Raw genomic sequence first — 20,590 nt, forward strand, 5'->3', positions numbered from 1 at the left:
GCAAGGAGAGCATATGACTCAGACCAACCTAGCTACCCCGACCAATGCCATGCCCAAAGGGCTGCTGAAAGGCTGGATTCTTATTCTTGTCGCAGCCATTGTAGCCTATAGCTTATATCTTTACCTGCCCTATGACCAGAATGCCAATAAAGGACTGGCCCTTTTAGCCTTTATCGGTATCTTATGGCTGACTGAAGCCATTCATATCACAATTACAGCATTACTCGTCCCCGTGATGGCAGTATTGCTGGCCATGCCAATGGCCTCTGGTGAGGAACTGGTTCCGATTACCACACAAGCCGCTTTGGCTACTTTTGCCGATCCTGTCATTTTCCTGTTTTTTGGTGGTTTTGCGTTGGCCACAGCGTTGCATATCCAGAAACTGGACCGGAAAATTGCCATGTGGATCATCTCCCTGTCCAGAGGGCATCTGGGTATTTCTGTACTGGCGATTTTTGTGGTGACGGCGCTGCTGTCCATGTGGATTTCCAATACGGCGACTGCTGCCATGATGCTGCCTCTGGCCTTAGGCTTGCTTTCACATCTGGATGTCAGCAAAGATCGTAAAACTTTTGTCTTTATCCTGCTCGGCATTGCCTATTCGGCCAGTATTGGCGGACTGGGCACCATGGTCGGTTCACCTCCGAATGCCATTGCCGCCAAGGCCCTCGGCTATGATTTTGCCGACTGGATGAAAATCGGCTTGCCGATGATGTTCATTATTCTTCCCGCCATGCTGGTCAGTTTATATCTGGTACTACGTCCAAAACTGAATCACAAAGTACAATTTGTAACTGAAGATATTCCTTGGACCGGCACCCGTATAGCCACCATGATCCTCTTTCTTTGTACTGCAATTGCCTGGATTTTCAGTAAAAAATTCACTGAGATTTTTGGTATTTCCCAGCCGGATACCTGGATTGCAATTTTGGCTGCCTGTATGGTGGTGATTCTGGGTACCGCAAGCTGGAAACAGATTGCAGAAAATACCGACTGGGGGGTCTTGTACCTGTTCGGTGGTGGTCTGACCTTGAGTGCCATTCTGAAGGATTCAGGTAGTTCGCTGGTACTGGGTCAAACACTGGCCAATGCCTTTGGTGATGCCTCCCCACTGATAATTATTTTTGTAGTCGCTACATTTATTATTTTCCTGACTGAATTTACCAGTAATACCGCTTCAGCTGCCCTGCTGGTACCAGTATTTGCCGCAATTGCGGATCAGATGGGAATGCCCAAAGAAATCCTGGTGATTGTCATTGGTATTGGTGCCTCATGTGCCTTTATGCTGCCGGTAGCGACCCCGCCAAATGCGATTGTCTTTGGAACCGGTTATATCCAGCAAAGCGAAATGATGAAAGTTGGTTTTGTGCTGAATATTATGTGTATCTTTATTATTTCACTGTTTATTTACTGGTTCTTTATTTAATCATTACAGCTCTTAAGCATCACACCCTCTACAAAGCACACTCCGGTGTGCTTTGTCGTATTATTCGCCTATATGTTGAATCTTTCTCTCATCGAAAAATAATATGCTTTTAACAATGCTAAAGATAAAGCCCCTAGATGAAATATCAAAAAGTGGCAAACAGATATTGGACAGGATATTTCACTTAATCTCTCAACCGATCCGAAACTCTCTCTGGAAAATGACACCCAATCTCGTGCTTGCACCTTTGCTCATGACCCTAATTTTATTTTCTTATGCGCTATTTCATGAAGTCAGTTATGGGATTTCTCCATTTTCAAGAGTCTATTTTCGGCACTTTTCCTCAGTTTTTTCATCTACCTGACATATTGGACGATGGTCTTTATCTATGAGTGACTCACCTGCTGCTACGCCGTTATCAGCTGTTTAATATCCTCACGATTTTAATGAGCAGCATTGGAAACCCTGATTCTGGCCTACATCTCGCATCCTCCAAGCGAAGCTTTTAGTACCCATTTTTTGTTTTTACTGAATTTCTCTCTACCAATGATACTGTTTTACAGTTTACTCAGCTGGCAAGTCGACCAGACCTGATCAGGTATGGTCGCTTATATTCCATTTCAATCTGGTTTTAAGCTTTCATTTTAAAATGATTCAGCTCCTGGTTGAGGGCAGCAATCATGTCTGCCCGGCTGATAATTCCCACCAATTGCTGCTTGCTTACCACCGGAATATAGTTGAAGGAACGCTCGACAAAGTATGGCACTAGATCCTGAATGGGCTGTAAGGGCTGTACCGTGATCACTTTGCGGGTCATGATATGTTTAACCTGATGCTCCCAGCTACTGCGTACATCGACAGCACGCTTGAACCATTCCACCACCTGATACATTGCCAGCGTACCGACCAGTTGTTCATCTGCATTAACGACGGGCAGGCTCATCAGGTTCATCTGCTTGAACTTGTCCAGTGCATGCTGGATATCATCATTTTCATGCAGGGTTGCCACATCCTTCGTCATAATATCCTGGCAGCTAAATTCATGCACCGCACGCGCATTGGCACGGTTTTGTGCCTCCAGAATGATTTTTTGCAGGTCATATTCACTGATGTCCAGCAGCTCGGTATGCTGGTCCAGCACTTCCTGAATATCCTGCGGTTGAATCGTCACTTTCTGGGTCGGCGTCGGGTCCTTGGAACGGCTATTTAACTGGGCCTGCTGCGGATAGTTCTTGCCAATCATCCGGTTAAAGACAATGGCAATCCCCATGAGCAAAATTGAATTAAGTAGCACCGGATAAAATACAAAGGCATAACCCAGTTCATGCACCGGATGACCACCCAGCACTGCGGTAATGGCCACGGCGCCACTCGGTGGATGCAGGGAATCCGTGGTCATCATCAGGACAATTGCGGCAGCGACAGCCAGACTAAAGGCTTCGGTCGGATTGGCAATGAGCAAGGCACAGCTCACCCCAATGACGGCAGCAATGGTATTGCCGACCAGAATGTTCCAGGGCTGTGCCAGAGGACTGGCCGGTACCGCAAACAGCAATACCGAAGAGGCACCCATCGGGGCAATGTACCAGGCTTCAAAATCCCCCAGAATCCATAAACTCAGCAGGGAGGAAACCACCAGACCTAGCAATGCCCCTATTCCGCAGAGCAGGCGGTCTTTGAGCGGAAGGACTTTGAAATTTGGTTTTAGGGTATTGAGCCAGTCGAGATGGGAATGAAACACAGTGCGCCTGATCTTATGGTTTGCAGATTTTGCGCATTATAGAACCAAGCCAGATGAAAGGCATCGCTGTTTTACATCTTTTCACCATTCGCGAATACATGTTTTTTAAAAAAATATTTCACTCAGGTTAAAACATTCATTCGGCTTTTTATAGAATGATCACTTCATCACCGGTAGTCATTTGCATGGAAAAATCCTTGCTAACCTTCTGCTTAAATAGCTGTTCAAATCTTTTTAAAGCAGCTTAATGGCTGATTTCAGGTTGAATCAGTGGCTGGATTTTTAGCAGCTCGACCTGACCATAATAGGTTGAAAATGCGACATCACCGGCATCGACGCCAGTGCCAATCCGAATGAGATTTTCGACCGGAGCCAGACGGGTCGGATCAAACTGCACCCACCCTCCGTCCAAATACGCTTCAAAAATGGCATGAAAATCGGGTAAAAACTTTTCAATTTCCACATAGCCAACCACCATACGTGCCGGAATTCCCAAGGCACGGCACAACGCAATACCTAAATGGGCGAAGTCACGGCATACGCCTGCACGATGCACCAGGACATCTGTAGCAGTGGTAAACTGGTCAGAACTGCCAGAAGCATAAAAAATATTGTTATAGATCCACTGCTCAATCGCTTTGACCCGCGTATAGCCGGGTGTCATCCAGCCAAACGAACGTTTTGCCATTTCCAGCAATAAATCCGAATTGCAATAACGGCTGGCCAGCAAATAAGGCAATACTTCATCAGGTAGATCAGGAATAGGCACTTCATTCAGACTTTGCTGCCGTTCAAAAGAAATACCCGGTTGCCGAGCCACGTTCGCAATATAATTCACCTCAAAGACCTCACAGGTTTCGACCTGCAAGCGAACATGACGGTTTTGATGCTGTGCATCCTGAAATTCATGCCAGACCACCGGCAGATTAAAGTGCAGCTGCTCTTCAAGAATCTTCTGATCGGGGTGATGTGCCGCCTGGAGCATAAAAATAAATTCTGTCGGTTGTACGATCTTGTATTTTAAATGGCAGTGAATACGGTAAGTGGTCATGAAGTTCCTTATTTTTAAACATTATTATATTGCGTGAATATTAAACTAATTTTAGGATCGCAATCGTATGAGATCCGTTGAACTTTATAACTCTCGAGTTTACAGCAGGTCATCCATCTGATTTATTCCTGGTTTTCAGTTCGGCCGGCATTTATTGGCAAAGTTAAAATCGTATTACGCCTTTCAGCAAGCCCTATCATTCCCGCCTCTTTTATTTTTTCAAAAAAGGATAGACACATTAACCCTTTGCCACTCCCCTGCAAAGTCCTTATAATTGAGCACAATTTTTCTCTAATTTTAAGTGGATGACCATGAGTCGCGCCATATCGCATATTGATACCTTCCAAGGCTTAATTCTTGCCTTACAAAACTACTGGGCGGAGCAAGGCTGCGTCGTTTTACAACCTTACGACATGGAAATGGGTGCAGGGACATTCCACACCGCAACTTTCTTACGTGCCCTAGGTCCTGAAACCTGGAATGCCGCTTATGTTCAGCCATCACGTCGCCCAAAAGACGGTCGTTATGGTGAAAACCCGAACCGTCTGCAACATTACTACCAGTTCCAGGTGGTGCTTAAGCCAAACCCGGACAACATCCAGCAGCTTTATCTTGATTCATTAAAAGCGATCGGTATTGATCCACTGGTACATGATATCCGTTTCGTAGAAGACAACTGGGAATCTCCGACACTGGGTGCCTGGGGCTTAGGCTGGGAAGTTTGGCTGAACGGTATGGAAGTGACTCAGTTCACGTATTTCCAGCAAGTTGGTGGTGTTGAATGCTACCCGGTTACAGGCGAAATCACCTACGGTCTTGAACGTCTTGCCATGTACCTGCAAGGTGTAGACTCGGTTTATGATCTGGTTTGGACCAAAGGCCAGTTCGGTACCGTAACGTATGGCGATGTGTTCCATCAAAATGAAGTAGAACAATCGACCTATAACTTCGAATATGCGCCTGTCGACAAGATGTTCGAACTGTTCGATTTCTACGAAGCTGAAGCAACGCGTTTAATCGAAGCGGAACTGCCATTACCAGCTTATGAGCAAGTGATTAAAGCATCACATTGCTTCAACCTGCTGGATGCACGTGGCGCAATTTCTGTGACTGAACGTCAGCGTTATATTTTACGTGTACGTACATTGGCCCGTTCAATCGCGACCAGCTACGTGGCTGCACGTGCGAAACTCGGTTTCCCGATGGCAGAACCTGCATTACGTGATGAAGTGTTGGCACAATTGAAAGCGCAAGTTGAAGCGGAAGCAAAAGTTGAATCTAAGGAGAGCAAATAATGTCTAAACATACCGTTTTGTTCGAATTGGGTTGTGAAGAACTTCCACCAAAAAGCCTGAAAAAATTACGTGATGCACTTAAAGCTGAAACTGAAAAAGGCTTAAAAGATGCAGGTCTGGCTTTTGATTCAATCGAAGCCTATGCAGCACCACGTCGTTTAGCACTTAAAATCGTCAATGTGGACGGCGCACAGGCAGACACACAAAAACGTTTTGACGGCCCTGCCAAACAGGCAGCGTTTGATGTTGAAGGCAAACCAACCAAAGCTTTGGAAGGTTTTATGCGTGGGCAAGGCATTACTGTAGATCAGGTTTCTACTTTCCAGGCCGGTAAAGTTGAAAAAGTGTGCTACTTAAAAGACGTAAAAGGTCAAAGCCTTGACGTTTTACTGCCACAAATTTTACAAGCAGCTTTAGACAACCTGCCAATTGCAAAACGTATGCGTTCTGCGGCAAGCCGTACCGAATTCGTACGTCCTGTGAAATGGGTGGTGTTGTTAAAAGATAACGATGTGATTGATGCAACCATTCAGGATCACAAAGCAGGTAATGTGACTTATGGTCACCGTTTCCATGCACCTGAAGCGATCACTTTAACGCATGCTGATGAATACTTAAGCAAGCTTAAAGCAGCGCACGTTGTGGCTTCTTTTGAAGAACGTCAAGCGATCATTGACCAGCAAGTCAAAGCACTTGCTGATGAAGTGAATGCAATTGCGATTGTGCCTGCTGATCTTCGTGACGAAGTGACGGCACTGGTTGAATGGCCTGTTGCACTTCGTGCAAGCTTCGAAGAACGCTTCCTTGCAGTTCCTCAAGAAGCCTTGATTACCACCATGCAGGACAACCAAAAGTACTTCTGTTTGGTAAATACTGAGAACAAACTGCAACCGTACTTCATTACTGTATCGAACATCGAGTCGAAAGACCCGACACAAATCATTGAAGGTAATGAGAAAGTGGTTCGTCCACGTTTGTCTGATGCTGAATTCTTCTTCTTGCAAGATCAAAAGCAACCGCTTGCATCGCGTAAAGAGAAACTGGCAAACATGGTATTCCAGGCAGAACTCGGTACGCTTTGGGACAAATCGACACGTATTGCGAAATTGGCTGTTGCACTTGCGCCAATTACCGGTGCGAATCCTCAAGATGCTGAAAAAGCTGCCCTTCTTGCAAAATGCGATTTAACTTCTGAGCTTGTGGGTGAATTCCCAGAACTTCAAGGGATCGCGGGCACTTACTATGCGCGTCTTGAAGGTGAAAATGATGAAGTGGCTGAATCTCTAGGTGAGCAATACCTGCCTAAATTCGCGGGTGACGTTTTACCGAAAACCAAAACAGGTACAACCATTGCCCTTGCCGATCGTTTAGACACGCTCACAGGTATTTTCGGTATTGGTCAAGCACCGACAGGTTCTAAAGACCCGTTTGCACTACGTCGTTCTGCCATTGGTATTCTTCGTCTTGTCACTGAAAACGAGCTTGATGTTTCAATTGAAGATCTGATCAAGCTGGCTTTGGCTGCTTATGGCGATGTATTGAAAGATCACGACAAGACTTTGGCAGATGCTGTTGCATTCCTTGAAGGTCGTTACCGTGCGAAATACGAAGACCAAGGCGTTGCGGTTGATGTGATTCAAGCTGTTCAAGCGCTTTCACCAAAATCTCCGCTTGATTTTGACAAGCGTGTAAATGCAGTCAACCACTTCCGTGCCTTGCCTGAAGCGGCTGCGCTTGCTGCTGCCAACAAGCGTGTTGCGAATATTCTTGCAAAAGAAACTGCTCCTGAAGGCGCTGTGGTTGAAGCAAACTTGGTTGAAGATGCTGAAAAAGCATTGTTCGCTGAACTTGCGAAAATTGCGCCTCAAGTTGAGCCATTATTTGCTGCGAAAGATTACACTGCTGCATTGTCTGTGCTTGCTGCACTTCGTGCGCCAGTGGATGCGTTCTTTGACGGTGTAATGGTCATGGCTGATGATACTGACTTGAAAGCAAACCGTTTACGTATGCTTGCTCAACTTCGTGAGTTGTTCACGAAAGTGGCTGATATTTCAGTGTTACAACACTAATCCATAACTTCTTGTAAGTTAAAGAAAACCCCGCTATAAATTAGTGGGGTTTTTTAATTCTATTTAAATAATAAAAAATTAATGGGGGAAAACAATGAGCGTAATAATTAAAGGACTAGAAATAGAGAATTTTAGATCATGTAAAAATACTAAGATTATTTTGAATAATTTTTCAGCTCTAATTGGTTATAACAATGCGGGGAAATCAAATATCATTTTAGCTATTAAATTTCTTTTGGAAGGCTTAAGCGCTAAATCTTTTAACTACTATGCAAATGCCAATAATTGTGAAGAACCGATAGAAGTAACAGCTCTCCTAACTAATATTAAAGATGATTTATTGAATTTATTAGAAGAAGATCATGCAAATAAACTTCGCCCATTCATACATAATGAAGAATTAAAAGTTAAAAGAACAACCTTCCTCGATAAAAATGAAAAACAGAAAATAGTGGCTACCTTATTTGATGGCAAGGAGTGGAAGTCTATCCCTTCCGGTATTGAACAATCTATTATAAAAATTTTTCCAAAATTCATTCATATTGAAGCTATGACAGATGCTCATGAGGATTCAACAAAAAATAAAAGTGGGACAGCAATATCTAAACTTCTTGAACTGATTTCCTTAGAGATCCAAGAAAAATATCAACAAGATTTTATAAATAGTTTGGAATCTGTTTCTAACCTTTTATCGCATGATGGAATTAATAGAATTCCTGCATTAAGTAAAGTCGATACAGGTATAAATGAAATAATTAATGACTTCTTTCCAAATATATCTGTAAAGCTGCACTTCCCAACTCCCACTATTGAGGATATTTTTAAAAGTGGAACTTTAAAAATATTTGAAGATAAGCACACAGAAAGAGATTTTAATAATTTTGGTCATGGTACTCAACGTTCAATACAAATGGCCCTTATTAGATATTTGGCTGATTTACAACAAAAGAATCCTAGCTCAAGAAGATCAAATACTATTATTTGTATTGATGAACCTGAACTCTATTTACACCCTACAACTATTGAACTCGTACGTGATGCATTAATGACTCTCAGTAATTCAGGTTATCAGATTGTATTTTCTACACATTCAGCAAGCCTTCTCTCTTCTGAACATGCAATCAATGCCTTACAAATTTATAAATCACCTGAGTTAGGCACACAAGCAAGAAAGCCTATTTCAGAAATTATTGAATCTCTTAATACTAAGTACCCTAGTCATTTTCATGAAGTGTTTAAACTAAATAATGCTTCTCAAATTTTTTTTAGTGATGAAGTCCTTCTAGTAGAGGGGAAAACTGAGCTTAGAGTTCTTCCCAATATATATACCAAAATACATAAACGCCCTTTTCATCTAAAAAAACTATCTCTAGTTTCTGCTGATAGTAAAACTAGTCTTTTACCTATTCAAAAAGTTTTAGGTGCTCTTGGAATACCTTCAAGAATTCTAACTGATCTTGATTTCATTGGTAATTGCAAGGATTGGGATCTAATCGATAATTCTAACGCTCATTATTTTGAAGAATTTAGAAGTTTAGTAGAAAGAAATAAAGACTTACCTGATTTAAATATCTGTCAGGATCATGTCAAAGATTGTTCATCCTTAAGACAAATCAGTGCAAAAAAGTTTAAAATTCTCGCCCAACTACCTGAAGCAAGACCAATACTAAAAAATATTCATAATTCTTTAAAAGTTAAAGGTATATACGTATGGTGTACAGGGGATATTGAAGCTATTTATGGCTTTAACTCTAAAAGAGAACATGAATGGCGTAGATTTAATAGTGCACTTATAAACAATGACTCTATTGAAGATTTAGTAAGTGACTATGAACATTTGAGAGATGCTATAGAATGGATTAGCTAAAAGTAGAGTAACTGTAGGCATTTCACTATATATTCCCTATATTCAACCTAACAACACTCAACAAGAAAGAATCACATAAAATTTAAAGCGCTCATAAGCTAATGAAAAATAAATAATATTTGCAATTTACTCTTGGATCATGCTAGAAATTGGAGAAATAATAAACAATTAAATCCTTGAGAAAACATTGAAAAAGAACATCTTAATAACAGGCTGTATAGTACTGTGTGTATGGGGTTTGCAAGCCTGTGATATCACGATATCTAGTGATGACCCCTCTACGACACCAGCCAACGAAAATACCGTGGCGACATTTGACTGTAATAAGCAAAGTAAAATGAAATTTCGTGAGGAAAATAGCAATATTACCTTGGACGGACAGTGCGAAAGCGTGCAAATTGTTGGTAAAAACAATACCTTTATTATTGCCAATACCCAATCCTTACAAGTTTCAGGCACTAAAAATACAGTATATGTGAAACAGGCCAAAACCGTACAGTTGGCGGGAACAGGCAATAAACTGCATACAGATCACACCAACTCTATGGCAGTTGCAGGCATGAGAAATAGTGTGAAAGCCAATACCGTTAATAAAATCCAGGTTGCAGGAATGTTAAGCAAAATTGATATCAATACACTTGGTTCAATTAACCTTGCCGGGCTGGGGTTAAGAGCTGAATATCAACAAAGCGTAGACTCCACACAACCAATCCAATTTCACAATTCAGGTGTTTTCAATAAAGCGGAACAGATCATTCAGTAATAACTGGGTCTATGGGTCTAAAAGCTATATAAAAGTATATGATAAGGCCCGAAAGACTAATCTTCCGTGACTGAAAGAGAATACGAGATAAACCAGTTTCATTTGAATAATATTATCATTAAAAAAACCCTCCCAAATATTCATCACAAAATATTTATATAAATATTAACATCTTATGCAAATACTTACCCTATATTTTAATAGTTCATCAATTTAGTATTTATATAGAATAATGTTTATGCACTACACCCACCTCTTCAGACTTGAAAGAGTAATTACCTGACTCTTCAAGTATTTCCCATTTAAGCAAGCTAGAAATATTTATTATAAGTAATAAAAAATTTATATATTTATCGTTGGTCTCTATCATTCTTCAAAGGACGGCTATAGGCATTTCACCTTATATTTCATATACTCAACCTAACACCACTCAACAAGAAAGAATCATATGAAATTTAAAACACTCATTCTGACTGGTCTTGCGAGTATCGCAGTTACAGCTTGTACATCTGCGCCAAAAATCCCACAGCTTCAGGTCGGTGTCTTACAGGAAGTCCAAAATATTGAAGTGGTTCCAGACACAACCAACAACAAGGCAAAACTGACCAAATTCCTCGATAAATGCGTGATTGAATTCACCGGCGATATTGGCAATAACCGTGTTATTGAACAATGGTCATTTAAAGGCATGACTCTAATCGATGCCGGCTCAGCGACTTTCCAGCGCGATGGCACCAGCACCGCACAAAAATTTAACCTGCACGATGCAGGCGTACAAAAGAACTTTGTCAGCTTACGCGAGCATTTTGCCAAAGATGCCCTGACACAATGTGACTAAAAAGACCGCCCTATTTTTAATATAACTTTCATATAAAAATAGGGCGATTTATTCTGTTAAAAACGACCCCAGCCTTCTCCAGATCCTTTCCGAATTTTCTTTAAAATTACAATATTCTGGCACAGCCCCAACTGAAAGCCCTGCACTCTTCACAGGATATTCATTGTTTTTGACCCATTATCCGTTACACTGAAAAACAAACTCAGACCGCACTCAGACGAATACGAGGTCGATGCATAATGAATATCAAAACCCCAATTATCTTAGCGACTGCTTTAATGCTTTCTGTTCCAGCATTCGCACAAACTACGACTCAGTCTGCTAAACCGGTTAAACCCTATGGTGAAAATCCGAACCTGCTGCATGTATTTGCATATAAAGCACAGGAAGGCGTAGTGAATACTGCCGAGAAAGTCGGTGAAGCAACGGAAAAAGGTATTGCTAAAATCAAGCCGGGTGTAGATCGCGCCTGGAACAATACCAAGACCACTGCATCAGATACGATTCAGAAAGTAGATCAGGGCGCAACTCAGGCAGCCCAGCAAACTGGTCAGAAAATCCAGCAGACCAAAGAAGTCTGGCGTGGCAATTCACAGCAAGCAGCACCAATTGTGCAGCAACCTTTAAGTGAGTCCTCTGCTGCCCCACAGCAAACAACCACCCCACAAATGCAGCCTCAATCTGGTTCAGGTTCAGCCACCAGTTATGCGGTAACCGATTTATAAAAAAAGCCCATCACGGGCTTTTTTATTTTCTAAAAATAAAACTATTACCTTGTATCGACGCGATCTATCAATTGACCTGTCGAATCGGCTGACCCTGTTTAAATGCTGCTACATTTTCGACCATTTGATCCACAATGCGTTGCCGTGCATCAACACTGCCCCAGGCATTATGTGGTGTCACAATCAGGTTGGGAATCGTTGAATCAAGTAGTACATTGCCCTGTTTCGGTGGTTCTACCGTGAGTACATCCGTCGCTGCACCGGCAATCTTGCCTGCTCGCAACGCCTCAGCCAAAGCAGCTTCATCGACAATACCGCCACGCGCACAGTTAATTAAAAATGCACTGCTTTTCATTGTTTCCAGTTCATCATGACTGATTAAATGTCGGGTATCATCGGTAAGTGGACAATGCAGACTGAGAAAATCAACTTGAGCAAGCAACTCTGCAAATGGCACACGGGAGGCATCAGCGGTACGGTTTGGCAGCGCGGCAATGAGAACTTTCATACCAAAAGCTTCGGCCAGTTTTGCCACTGCATGGCCCAGTTCTCCATAACCGACGATACCCAATATTTTTCCGGCCAGCTCGACAATGGGCGCATCCAGCAAGCAGAACTGGCTGGCTTTTTGCCACTCGCCTTGTTGTAACGCACGTTGGTAAGACAGGAATGAAGTTGCCAGATTCAGCATCAGCATGATGGTATGCTGCGCGACTGCCGAAGTGCCATAGGCCTGACAGTTACACACCACGATCCCGCGTGCTTTGGCCGCCGCAAGGTCGACATTATTGGTGCCGGTTGCCGAGATTAAAATCAGTTTAAGCTCAGGGCATTGTTGAATGGTAGCTGCATCGATTACGACTTTATTGGTTATGATGACGTCCACATCGGCTACACGAAACTGCACCTCTTCGGCCGAGGTGGCAGGATACAAGACAAGCTGGTCAAATGCTGCATGCAGTTCCTGAAAGTCCAAATCCTGTTGGTCTAAAGAAGCATAATCTAAATAAACGGCTTTCACGGCTGTTCCCTCAATCCTGTTTGACAATCTATTCCGGTGATTTAAAACGAGTCATTGAGTCTTTTCAACCTGTTTCCAGCCTGGAACAATTAATCCAGCGGTTTATCCATATGGTTGCGTAATGACTTGCGGATTCGATACACCACATACACGGATAGAATAATCATAAAAATGACGGATGCACTGACCATAATCACCGCAGGATGCACACTTTCTGCATATGCCAGATTGGGCAGAACCAAACCGAAGATAAAACATACTTGCATCATCCAAGTTGCTCGCATCATAGAGATCCCCTTCTTCGTTTTAACCATCGGGAACGGTATTATTGATTTATTATTTATACCGCTTATCTCTATATTATGCCAAGTCTATCACATGTCAAGTAATTGTTTTTTATATAAATTTTTAGTTAATTTATCTCACTGTGTGTCACAAAATGCGTATTTTTGTCACTATCGTCTATAAAAACAGCAGCCCCATATTCATTGGTACTCAGATTCAGCTGCTTATAGCTAAACATATAAAAATCGCTATAGCGCTTCATTAAAATCGGATGCATGCCCACATTGAGTTCATCCTGTTCCTTGATCAGTTTCATGATATGCCGGTCATTCATCACCACCAGATAACGTTCATCATTCAGGTTAATGCTCAACAAACCGTTACCTTTGGCATAAATCGGAATCAGGAATTTATGGTTTAGTGCAATTGCACCTTCTGCATAACTTTCAATTTTATGACTGATGACATTAAATACCAGACCATGTCCATACTGGTCCAACAGCAACTGGCGATTTTCCTGCGGCAAATTCACATGAATGCCGAGCTTGAGCAGGTCATGCTGATCGACCTGTTTATTACGCAAAAGTTCCCGCAAAATCACCTGTTTCTGTGTGGCATCAAAAAACTGGTTATCCAGTTGCAGATCGTTATTTTTCAGGATCTGCCCCAAGGCCATGCGGTGCCGTGGCAAGACATTTTCGATCACCTTGCGGTAGTAGAACTTGCTGTTTTTCTTGACCCGGCGCATTTTCTGGTAGAAATAAGTGGGCTCATATTCATGTAGCAAAAAGTCATACAGCAACTCGGAACTGGCCAGAACCGCGATGGCATCATGCCCGGTAAAAGGTAAATGCAACACATGATGATGCGGGATCAACGCTGCTAATTTCAGATAATGCGCCCGATCTTCGGCACAGTAAGGATCATAGACAATAATATATTCACAGGCCGGATCAATGTCTTCAGCATCAATCCGCATTCCGGCATTCAGCTCTGGCTGATAGAACATGTTGTAGCGGGCATCGTGTACATCTTCCGGATCAATCGAATATTGTGGCACCATCGCCACCACCCGTTGCACGCCCAAGGCACGGGAATATTTGATCGCGGCATAGCCACCCATAGAGCCGCCATATGCAATACGCTGCTGAAACGGCGCGATCAGTTCAGCAATTGCCTGTAGCATGTTCCACATGGAACCTTGTGGAAACCAGGATTTATGCTTGGGCATAATGCCAATGACATTAAATTCAAATTTTGACAGTGACTTTTCTGCATTGATGTTGAGGCCCTTGGCACGGGTAATCAAATCGCCAAATGAAAAAATCAGTTCTGAAGAAGATCCCGGCATAAAAATCGCGCGTATATGTTCATCTTCAAAAACAATCTGCTTGTCCATAACTTTCCCGTACTGGTAAATCGAACCCTTCCACAACAATTCAGTCAATGAACGCTGTCAAAAAAGTGAATATGCTATTTTATAGGGATCGAAAAGATTAAAAAGCGCAAAATATGACACAATCATTACATCCGGCAGCAAAACGGGGTTTTAGTGCGTCGGCTGAGCTATATCAGCAAGTGCGTCCTGATTATCCGGCAGAAATCAGCCAGTGGCTCAGTGAAACGCTGGCTTTGCCTGCAGATGCACATCTTCTGGATTTAGGCTGTGGCACCGGCAAGTTTATCCCCTATTTACGCCCGCTGAGCACCCATATTAACGCGATTGATCCTGTCCCGGAAATGCTGGCTCAATTAAAACTGGCCCATCCGGACATTCATGCGATTGAAGGAGCGAGCCAGCAGCTTCCCCTGCCCGATCATAGCCTGAATGCAATATTTTGTGCACAGTCATTTCACTGGTTTGCCGACGCTGCGACCTTGCAAGAACTCGCCCGGGTACTCAAACCGCAGGGTTATCTGGTGTTAATCTGGAATCAGCGCGATACTCGGGTCGACTGGGTTCAGGCCTTAGCCGATTGTATAGCCCCCTTGGAAGGCGATACGCCACGCTATCATAGCGGCGCCTGGCGCCATGTCTTTACACAGCAAACACTATTTCAGCCCTATGCAGAAACCACAATGGCTCAGCAACAGCATGGCTGTGTGGAACAGGTAGTATCCAAACGGTTGCTTTCGACCAGCTTTATTGCAGCCCTGCCCGTACAGCAGCAGGCCCAGTTAAAACAACAATTTGAACAGATCATTCAGCAATATACCGCCAAACGCGCAGAAGAAATGATAGATTTTCCGTATATCACCCATATCTATGTGTTCAAGAAAAGTACTTAAAAACAGGAGGCGATCATGCAAAAAATACCAGGAATAACACGAACGCTACTGTTCGCCGCAGCCGTGCTTCTGATGGCATGTGACCAGAAAACGACCGAAACTCCAGCTGAAACTCCAACAGATAACATGGCTTCAGATCAGGTCATGCAGGAACTGAAAACCGAACCTCTCAAAGAATTTCCCAAAACTGCCGATGATCCGCACGATATTGCCGCATTGATGGATTATGAACAGCGTTTTCAGGAAATGAGCAGTGATCTGGAAAAAGAGTTAAACAGCATGCGCGACGATGAAAATATGACAGCAGAATTTGTCCAGCAACGTCAGCGGGATCATGTCCAGTCTGCCCTGAACATGCTAAAAGCCTTAGAGCTGAAAACCGAACAGGGCCGTTATATTCAAGGGCTGATGTACCAATACTGGGAACATCAGGAACAGTTGCTCAATAGTCCGCCGTCTCAGGCAGCGACTGTAAATGAAGCCAGTGAGAACGTCAAAGGACTGGGGAAATACCTGCATGCCCAAGAGCAGCTGGAACACTGGCGTTTGCAATACCCCGACCTTGCCAAGAAAGAACCAGCTTCCCGGCAAGTGAAGGAATAGTCCAGGATGCGAGAATGGCACACAGCTTAGATAAAATACAAAAATAATCTAAGCTGAAATCGCAGCTTTAAAACAGCATGGATCAACAAGGCCAGATCTATTGATGCTGTATTGCAGTATAAATGCCTGTCCATCCTGACCATAAAATAAGTTAATGTGCTGTGAGAAACTGATGTACACCTTCACCTGCCGCGCGACCTGTAGCAAAACAGGCGGTCAGCAGATAGCCGCCTGTTGGTGCATCCCAGTCCAGCATTTCCCCGCAAAGAAAAACATACGGGTTGGATTTAAGTTGCAGCTGTTCTGACAACACTTCACGCCTGACGCCACCGGCACAGCTGATCGCCTCTTCAATCGGACGAAAGCCGGTGAGTGGAATGGTCAAATGCTTCATCTGCTTGGCTAATGCAGCAGTATCTTGCCATAATGCCTTGGCTACCAATTCCCGTACTAAAGCCGCCTTGGCACCATCCAATCCGGCTTTACGCCAGACATTAGTTAAAGACTGCTTCTTGCTTGGCTGTAGTTTTTTCGTCAATTGTTCAACATTTTGGTCAGGAAAAATATCCAGGCTAAGCTGCATGTTTCGGCCCTGTTTCAGCTGCTCACGTAAGCTCCGACCCTGCTTATAAATCAGGCCACTTTCCAGACCGTAATGGCTAATTACGATATCACCAACGGCCTTTTCACCTTGCCCGACCCATGCTGCAACACGTTTCAGCGGTTGACCAAAGACTGGCTGCATAAACCGAGACCAAGGATATTCCACTCCGGCATTACTGGCCTGGAAAGGTTCAATTTCATCCGGCTTTAACCAAGCTTGCCATGCACCATCACTCCCCAACGCTGACCAGGACACTGCACCACAAGCCAGAATAATGGCATCAAAATCTTCAGTGCGGCGTTCATTATTTTTCAGATCATGTAGCTCCAGCTGTTGCTGCTGCAACTGGCTGACTTTATGCCGGTAATGAAACTGAACGCCATCACGGGCCAAACGCTTGAGCCAGGCACGCAGCAAGGGTGCGGCTTTCATTTCAGTCGGGAATACCCGGCCAGACGAACCGATATAAGGTTCTATACCGAGCTGTTTCATCCAGTCTTGAATCCAGAACGCATCCCAGCGTTTGATCCAGGGAGACAACCACTCCACCTCATCATAACGCTGTACAAACTGTGGCACAGGCTCGGCATGGGAAATATTCAGGCCGGTCTTGCCTGCCATCAGGAATTTTCGTGCAGCAGACGGTTTTTGCTCATAGACATGCAGCTCATAACCAAACTGACTGAGCACTTCTGCCGCCATTAACCCCGCAGGGCCTGCGCCCACAATAGCAATGCGTTTGCTCATCTGCTTATTCCGCTACGGTGGCATTCTGCCCTTGTAAAGGCTGGAAATCATCAAAGCGCGTTACATAGCTTTCCGGCTTGCTGATGATCAGTTGCTGGCATAATTCGCCACGTTCCAGATATTTGATTTCAAAATGGGTACGCGCCGAATCTGCAGCAATCACTTCTTTGACAAAAGGCAGCTTCCAGAGCTCTCGCACCTGTATTTCTGCTTCTTCGATATAGGCAGGAATATTACTGGCCAAAGTAATCGTTCCCCCGGTTTTCAGGCGGGAAAGCAGAAACTCAAAAAATGGCATATTGACCCAGCGCTGTGCCGGATTATGCGGTTCAGGATTTGGATATAAAATAAAGAATTGTTCTACCTGCTGCGGATACAGTGCATGCACGATCCACGGTAAAGCATCGGCATGAACGGTTTGTAAATTAGTTTGACCCTCAACAGCATGCTGTTTTTGCATCGCCAGAAATTTTTCACGGGTACGTTCAATTGCAATCAGTTGAGTGTCGGGATTGTTCTTGCTGAATAACAAGGCATGTTTACCTTTACCCGCTCCCACTTCGACGCAGACCGGTTCAGGACTGATGCTTTGAAACTCACGGGGCGCATGCATACGCTGTGCTTGAAATTGACGAATCGGCATAATCAGATCAAACTAATAAAAACCGCATAAGTCTAACAAGTGCGGCTATATTTGCCTAATCGAACCTTTATTTTTCTTTGGAGTTATTGTCATGCCCACCACTTTAAACTGTCCGCGCTGTGGCAAGCTGACCACATGGGAAGATAATGAATTCCGTCCTTTTTGCTCAGAACGTTGCAAGATGATTGATCTGGGTGCTTGGGCCAATGAAGAATATAGTTTGCCTACCCAGGATGCACCACAAGCCGATAATAGCGAAGAATAAAATGCTAGATGCTCTTTATATTTAAATCATTCATCCCAAGGTTAATCAGTCCATTGATTAACCTTAAATAAATAGAATATGAGTAGTTTCTGGCCCTTTTAAATCATACTGCATGCTGTTCCCTAGCCTTCAATCAGATTCATTTTTGGAGAAATCTCATCCTTTCCTGTTAATAGACTAGGTCTCCTAGTTTTCACCTTGCCCGATAAAAGTACAAGTGTACCCATTTTACCGCAAGTAAAAAATTTAATTGTTTATCAATAAAAAACAATAACTAATATTTTAAAGCTATACTCTCAAGATAATAATACCTCCTAGATAATTTTTAATAACTGCTATTTAAATAATGAACTATCTGGGCGAACAGGCGTAATAATTATAAATATTAAAAAATTATGTAACGGAGAAAGCGAGAGGGCTTTGGTGCTTAAAAATCCTATTTTTTCTATTTATCGGCTGCAGTCTAGCCAGTTTGAGTTTTGGGATTTATCTTTTCGATCTTCTGATCATTACAATTGGTTTTTTACTGATTCTGGTAGCCATTCTGATTGTGCTGGAATTAAGACAGTTACATAGCGGGCCCTTTCAACGGGACTGATAAAGCTGGCTCATCAATCCCGGGCTCAAAGTTTTAACCCGCTTTACCTGCAACAAAAGGATTATGCTGCTTTTCAAAACCAATGGTACTGATCGGCCCATGTCCTGAAATAAATCGAGTTTCATCTGGCAGGCTGAAACATTCACGCTGAATTGAATCTAAGAGCTGCTGATGGTTGCCACGCGGGAAATCGGTGCGGCCAATTGAGCCTTTAAACAAGACATCACCTGTCCATAACAAGTCATAATTTTTGTTATAGAACATCACGTGACCCGGCGTATGGCCGGGGGCAAAACGCACTTCAAATTCTTCATTGCCAAGGGTCAGCACTTCACCACCTTCCAGCCACTGGGTCACTTCGACTTTTTCCGGAATCGGAAAACCATAACGTGCCGAAACTTCCTGAATCATGTCAAGCCAGAATGCATCTTCCTTATGCGGTCCGATTACCGGTACATTCCAGGCCTTTTTTAATGCACCCACCGCCCCGGCATGATCCAGATGGCCATGAGTGAGCCATAAGGCTTTAACCTTTAAACCCAGCGCTTCCACTTCAGCTTTCAGTTTTTCAGGTTCCCCTCCTGCATCAATCAAAATGGCTTCTTTAGTGTCCGCATCCCAAACGATCGAACAGTTTTGCTGAAAGGCAGTAACTGGAACAATTTTGACTTGTAACATGGGGTGAAAAACCTCGGGCAAGTTAATGGGCAAGTGTCTGTGTCAATGCATCCAGATTAGCCTGAAGCAGGCTATTGAGCAATCGCAAATGATCTTCACGGCTATTTAATGCCGGAATGTAACTATAGCTTTCGCCACCCATTGCTTTAAAGGTCTCGGCATTCTCTATTGCCAGCTCTTCAAGCGTTTCCAGACAGTCCGCAGAAAATGCAGGACTCATCACTTGAATTGATTTCACCCCCTGCTTGGCCCAATCTTCAAGTAAAACATCGGTATAGGGCTTGATCCATTCCTGTTTACCAAACCTCGACTGGAAGCTGATCGCATATTGATCTTCATTTAAACCCAGTGCTTCCGCCACCAATTTACCCGTGATGCGGCAACGGTCGGCATAAGGATCACCTTTATCGGCATAGGGCTGTGGAATGCCGTGGAAAGACATTAACAATTTTTCTGGCTGACCATGAATTGCCTGATAGTCCCGTACACTTTGAGCCAGCGACTGGATAAATAAAGGATGTTGATAATAATCCCGGATCACTGTCAAACCGGGTAAATTGCGCTGTTGAACCACCCATTTCGCCACTGCATCGTATAAAGGTGCAGTCGACGTGGCTGAATATTGGGGAAACAGGGGAAATAGAATCACGTGTTCCTGTGGCTGCGCGGAGACTTGTGCCAAGACATCCTGAATGCTGGGATTGCCATAGGTCATGGCGGGTACCACATTCAGTTCAAACTGTGGATACAGCTGGGTGAGATGTGTCTTGACTGCGCTGACCTGCTCAAACAGAATTTCACGCATCGGTGAATCCTGTCCCCATACTTGTGCATAGGCCTGTGAAACCCGCTTTGGACGGAAGGGCAAAATGAATAAACGCAGAATGATTTGCCAGATCGGTTTGGGAATCTCAATCACACGCTGGTCGGATAAAAACTGCTTGAGAAAACGGCGTACCGCAGGAATCGTAGGCTCATCTGGTGTGCCCAAGTTTGCCAATATAATCGTCACTTTCGCTTTAGCAGTAGAATACATTCAGTTCGTCCGTCAGGATATCAACCCCTGTACTTTAACAGCTTTT

The 20,590-nt window shown here is 43.6% G+C and carries 19 protein-coding genes; 10 read left to right on the forward strand and 9 right to left on the reverse strand.

Annotation, left to right across the window (positions count from 1 at the left end):
* The first annotated feature begins 13 nt into the window (after positions 1-13).
* On the forward strand, positions 14-1,426 hold the full coding sequence (locus tag AY605_RS02600) for an SLC13 family permease (protein ID WP_064094907.1): 1,413 nt from the start codon (positions 14-16) through the stop codon (positions 1,424-1,426).
* Between the two features lie 631 nt (positions 1,427-2,057).
* On the opposite strand, the gene AY605_RS02605 is transcribed toward AY605_RS02600, so the two are convergent.
* Positions 2,058-3,167, reverse strand: a complete 1,110-nt coding sequence (locus tag AY605_RS02605; protein ID WP_064094908.1) for an HPP family protein — start codon at positions 3,165-3,167, stop codon at positions 2,058-2,060.
* A 244-nt stretch (positions 3,168-3,411) separates the two neighbouring features.
* The gene (locus tag AY605_RS02610; protein ID WP_064094909.1) at positions 3,412-4,218 is read right to left on the reverse strand and encodes a transglutaminase-like domain-containing protein; all 807 of its coding nucleotides are present in this window, start codon (positions 4,216-4,218) and stop codon (positions 3,412-3,414) included.
* Between the two features lie 311 nt (positions 4,219-4,529).
* On the opposite strand from AY605_RS02610, the gene glyQ reads away from it, so the two are divergent.
* The 6 genes from glyQ (at position 4,530) to AY605_RS02645 (ending at position 11,775) form a co-directional block, all read left to right on the forward strand.
* Positions 4,530-5,513, forward strand: a complete 984-nt coding sequence (glyQ, locus tag AY605_RS02620; protein ID WP_064094911.1) for a glycine--tRNA ligase subunit alpha — start codon at positions 4,530-4,532, stop codon at positions 5,511-5,513.
* Positions 5,513-7,582 carry a glycine--tRNA ligase subunit beta gene (gene glyS / locus AY605_RS02625; protein ID WP_064094912.1) on the forward strand — a complete coding sequence of 690 codons (2,070 nt, stop codon included), beginning with the start codon at positions 5,513-5,515 and terminating at the stop codon, positions 7,580-7,582. Before glyQ ends, glyS begins: the two co-directional genes overlap by 1 nt.
* Positions 7,583-7,676: 94 nt before the next feature.
* Positions 7,677-9,449, forward strand: coding sequence for an ATP-dependent nuclease (locus AY605_RS02630; RefSeq protein ID WP_064094913.1), 1,773 nt, complete (start codon positions 7,677-7,679; stop codon positions 9,447-9,449).
* Between the two features lie 337 nt (positions 9,450-9,786).
* Positions 9,787-10,212 carry a DUF3060 domain-containing protein gene (locus tag AY605_RS02635; protein ID WP_064094914.1) on the forward strand — a complete coding sequence of 142 codons (426 nt, stop codon included), beginning with the start codon at positions 9,787-9,789 and terminating at the stop codon, positions 10,210-10,212.
* A 448-nt stretch (positions 10,213-10,660) separates the two neighbouring features.
* The gene (locus AY605_RS02640; protein ID WP_064094915.1) at positions 10,661-11,050 is read left to right on the forward strand and encodes a hypothetical protein; all 390 of its coding nucleotides are present in this window, start codon (positions 10,661-10,663) and stop codon (positions 11,048-11,050) included.
* Positions 11,051-11,289: 239 nt separating this feature from the next.
* On the forward strand, positions 11,290-11,775 hold the full coding sequence (locus tag AY605_RS02645) for a hypothetical protein (RefSeq protein WP_064094916.1): 486 nt from the start codon (positions 11,290-11,292) through the stop codon (positions 11,773-11,775).
* A 67-nt stretch (positions 11,776-11,842) separates the two neighbouring features.
* On the opposite strand, the gene AY605_RS02650 is transcribed toward AY605_RS02645, so the two are convergent.
* The 3 genes from AY605_RS02650 to AY605_RS02660 form a co-directional block, all read right to left on the reverse strand.
* Positions 11,843-12,796: a 2-hydroxyacid dehydrogenase gene (locus tag AY605_RS02650; protein ID WP_064094917.1), complete on the reverse strand. Its 954-nt coding sequence runs from the start codon at positions 12,794-12,796 to the stop codon at positions 11,843-11,845.
* Between the two features lie 89 nt (positions 12,797-12,885).
* Positions 12,886-13,083, reverse strand: a complete 198-nt coding sequence (locus AY605_RS02655) for a hypothetical protein (protein WP_081406315.1) — start codon at positions 13,081-13,083, stop codon at positions 12,886-12,888.
* 125 nt (positions 13,084-13,208) lie between these two features.
* Positions 13,209-14,480 (reverse strand): hypothetical protein, encoded by a 1,272-nt coding sequence (locus tag AY605_RS02660; RefSeq protein ID WP_064094918.1) that lies wholly within the window; start codon positions 14,478-14,480, stop codon positions 13,209-13,211.
* Positions 14,481-14,593: 113 nt separating this feature from the next.
* Here AY605_RS02660 and AY605_RS02665 point away from each other — a divergent pair, with 113 nt between their 5' ends.
* Entirely contained in the window at positions 14,594-15,370 is a 777-nt protein-coding gene (locus tag AY605_RS02665; protein WP_064094919.1) for a class I SAM-dependent methyltransferase, read from the forward strand.
* 15 nt (positions 15,371-15,385) lie between these two features.
* Positions 15,386-15,973, forward strand: coding sequence for a hypothetical protein (locus tag AY605_RS02670; RefSeq protein ID WP_064094920.1), 588 nt, complete (start codon positions 15,386-15,388; stop codon positions 15,971-15,973).
* Between the two features lie 151 nt (positions 15,974-16,124).
* Here AY605_RS02670 and AY605_RS02675 read toward each other — a convergent pair whose 3' ends face one another.
* Together AY605_RS02675 and AY605_RS02680 are read right to left on the reverse strand one after the other, a co-directional pair.
* Positions 16,125-17,324: a TIGR03862 family flavoprotein gene (locus AY605_RS02675; protein WP_064094921.1), complete on the reverse strand. Its 1,200-nt coding sequence runs from the start codon at positions 17,322-17,324 to the stop codon at positions 16,125-16,127.
* 4 nt (positions 17,325-17,328) lie between these two features.
* Complete coding sequence (locus tag AY605_RS02680) at positions 17,329-17,973, reverse strand: SAM-dependent methyltransferase (RefSeq protein ID WP_171254905.1); 645 nt, start codon at positions 17,971-17,973, stop codon at positions 17,329-17,331.
* An 85-nt stretch (positions 17,974-18,058) separates the two neighbouring features.
* On the opposite strand from AY605_RS02680, the gene AY605_RS02685 reads away from it, so the two are divergent.
* Positions 18,059-18,232 (forward strand): DNA gyrase inhibitor YacG, encoded by a 174-nt coding sequence (locus tag AY605_RS02685; RefSeq protein WP_004278554.1) that lies wholly within the window; start codon positions 18,059-18,061, stop codon positions 18,230-18,232.
* Positions 18,233-18,863: 631 nt separating this feature from the next.
* Here AY605_RS02685 and AY605_RS02690 read toward each other — a convergent pair.
* Positions 18,864-19,508 (reverse strand): MBL fold metallo-hydrolase, encoded by a 645-nt coding sequence (locus AY605_RS02690; RefSeq protein ID WP_064094923.1) that lies wholly within the window; start codon positions 19,506-19,508, stop codon positions 18,864-18,866.
* 22 nt (positions 19,509-19,530) lie between these two features.
* Positions 19,531-20,544 carry a ferrochelatase gene (gene hemH, locus AY605_RS02695; protein ID WP_064094924.1) on the reverse strand — a complete coding sequence of 338 codons (1,014 nt, stop codon included), beginning with the start codon at positions 20,542-20,544 and terminating at the stop codon, positions 19,531-19,533.
* Positions 20,545-20,590 lie beyond the last annotated feature (46 nt).

This window comes from Acinetobacter sp. SFD, assembly GCF_001647575.1.
Classification (GTDB): domain Bacteria; phylum Pseudomonadota; class Gammaproteobacteria; order Pseudomonadales; family Moraxellaceae; genus Acinetobacter; species Acinetobacter pecorum.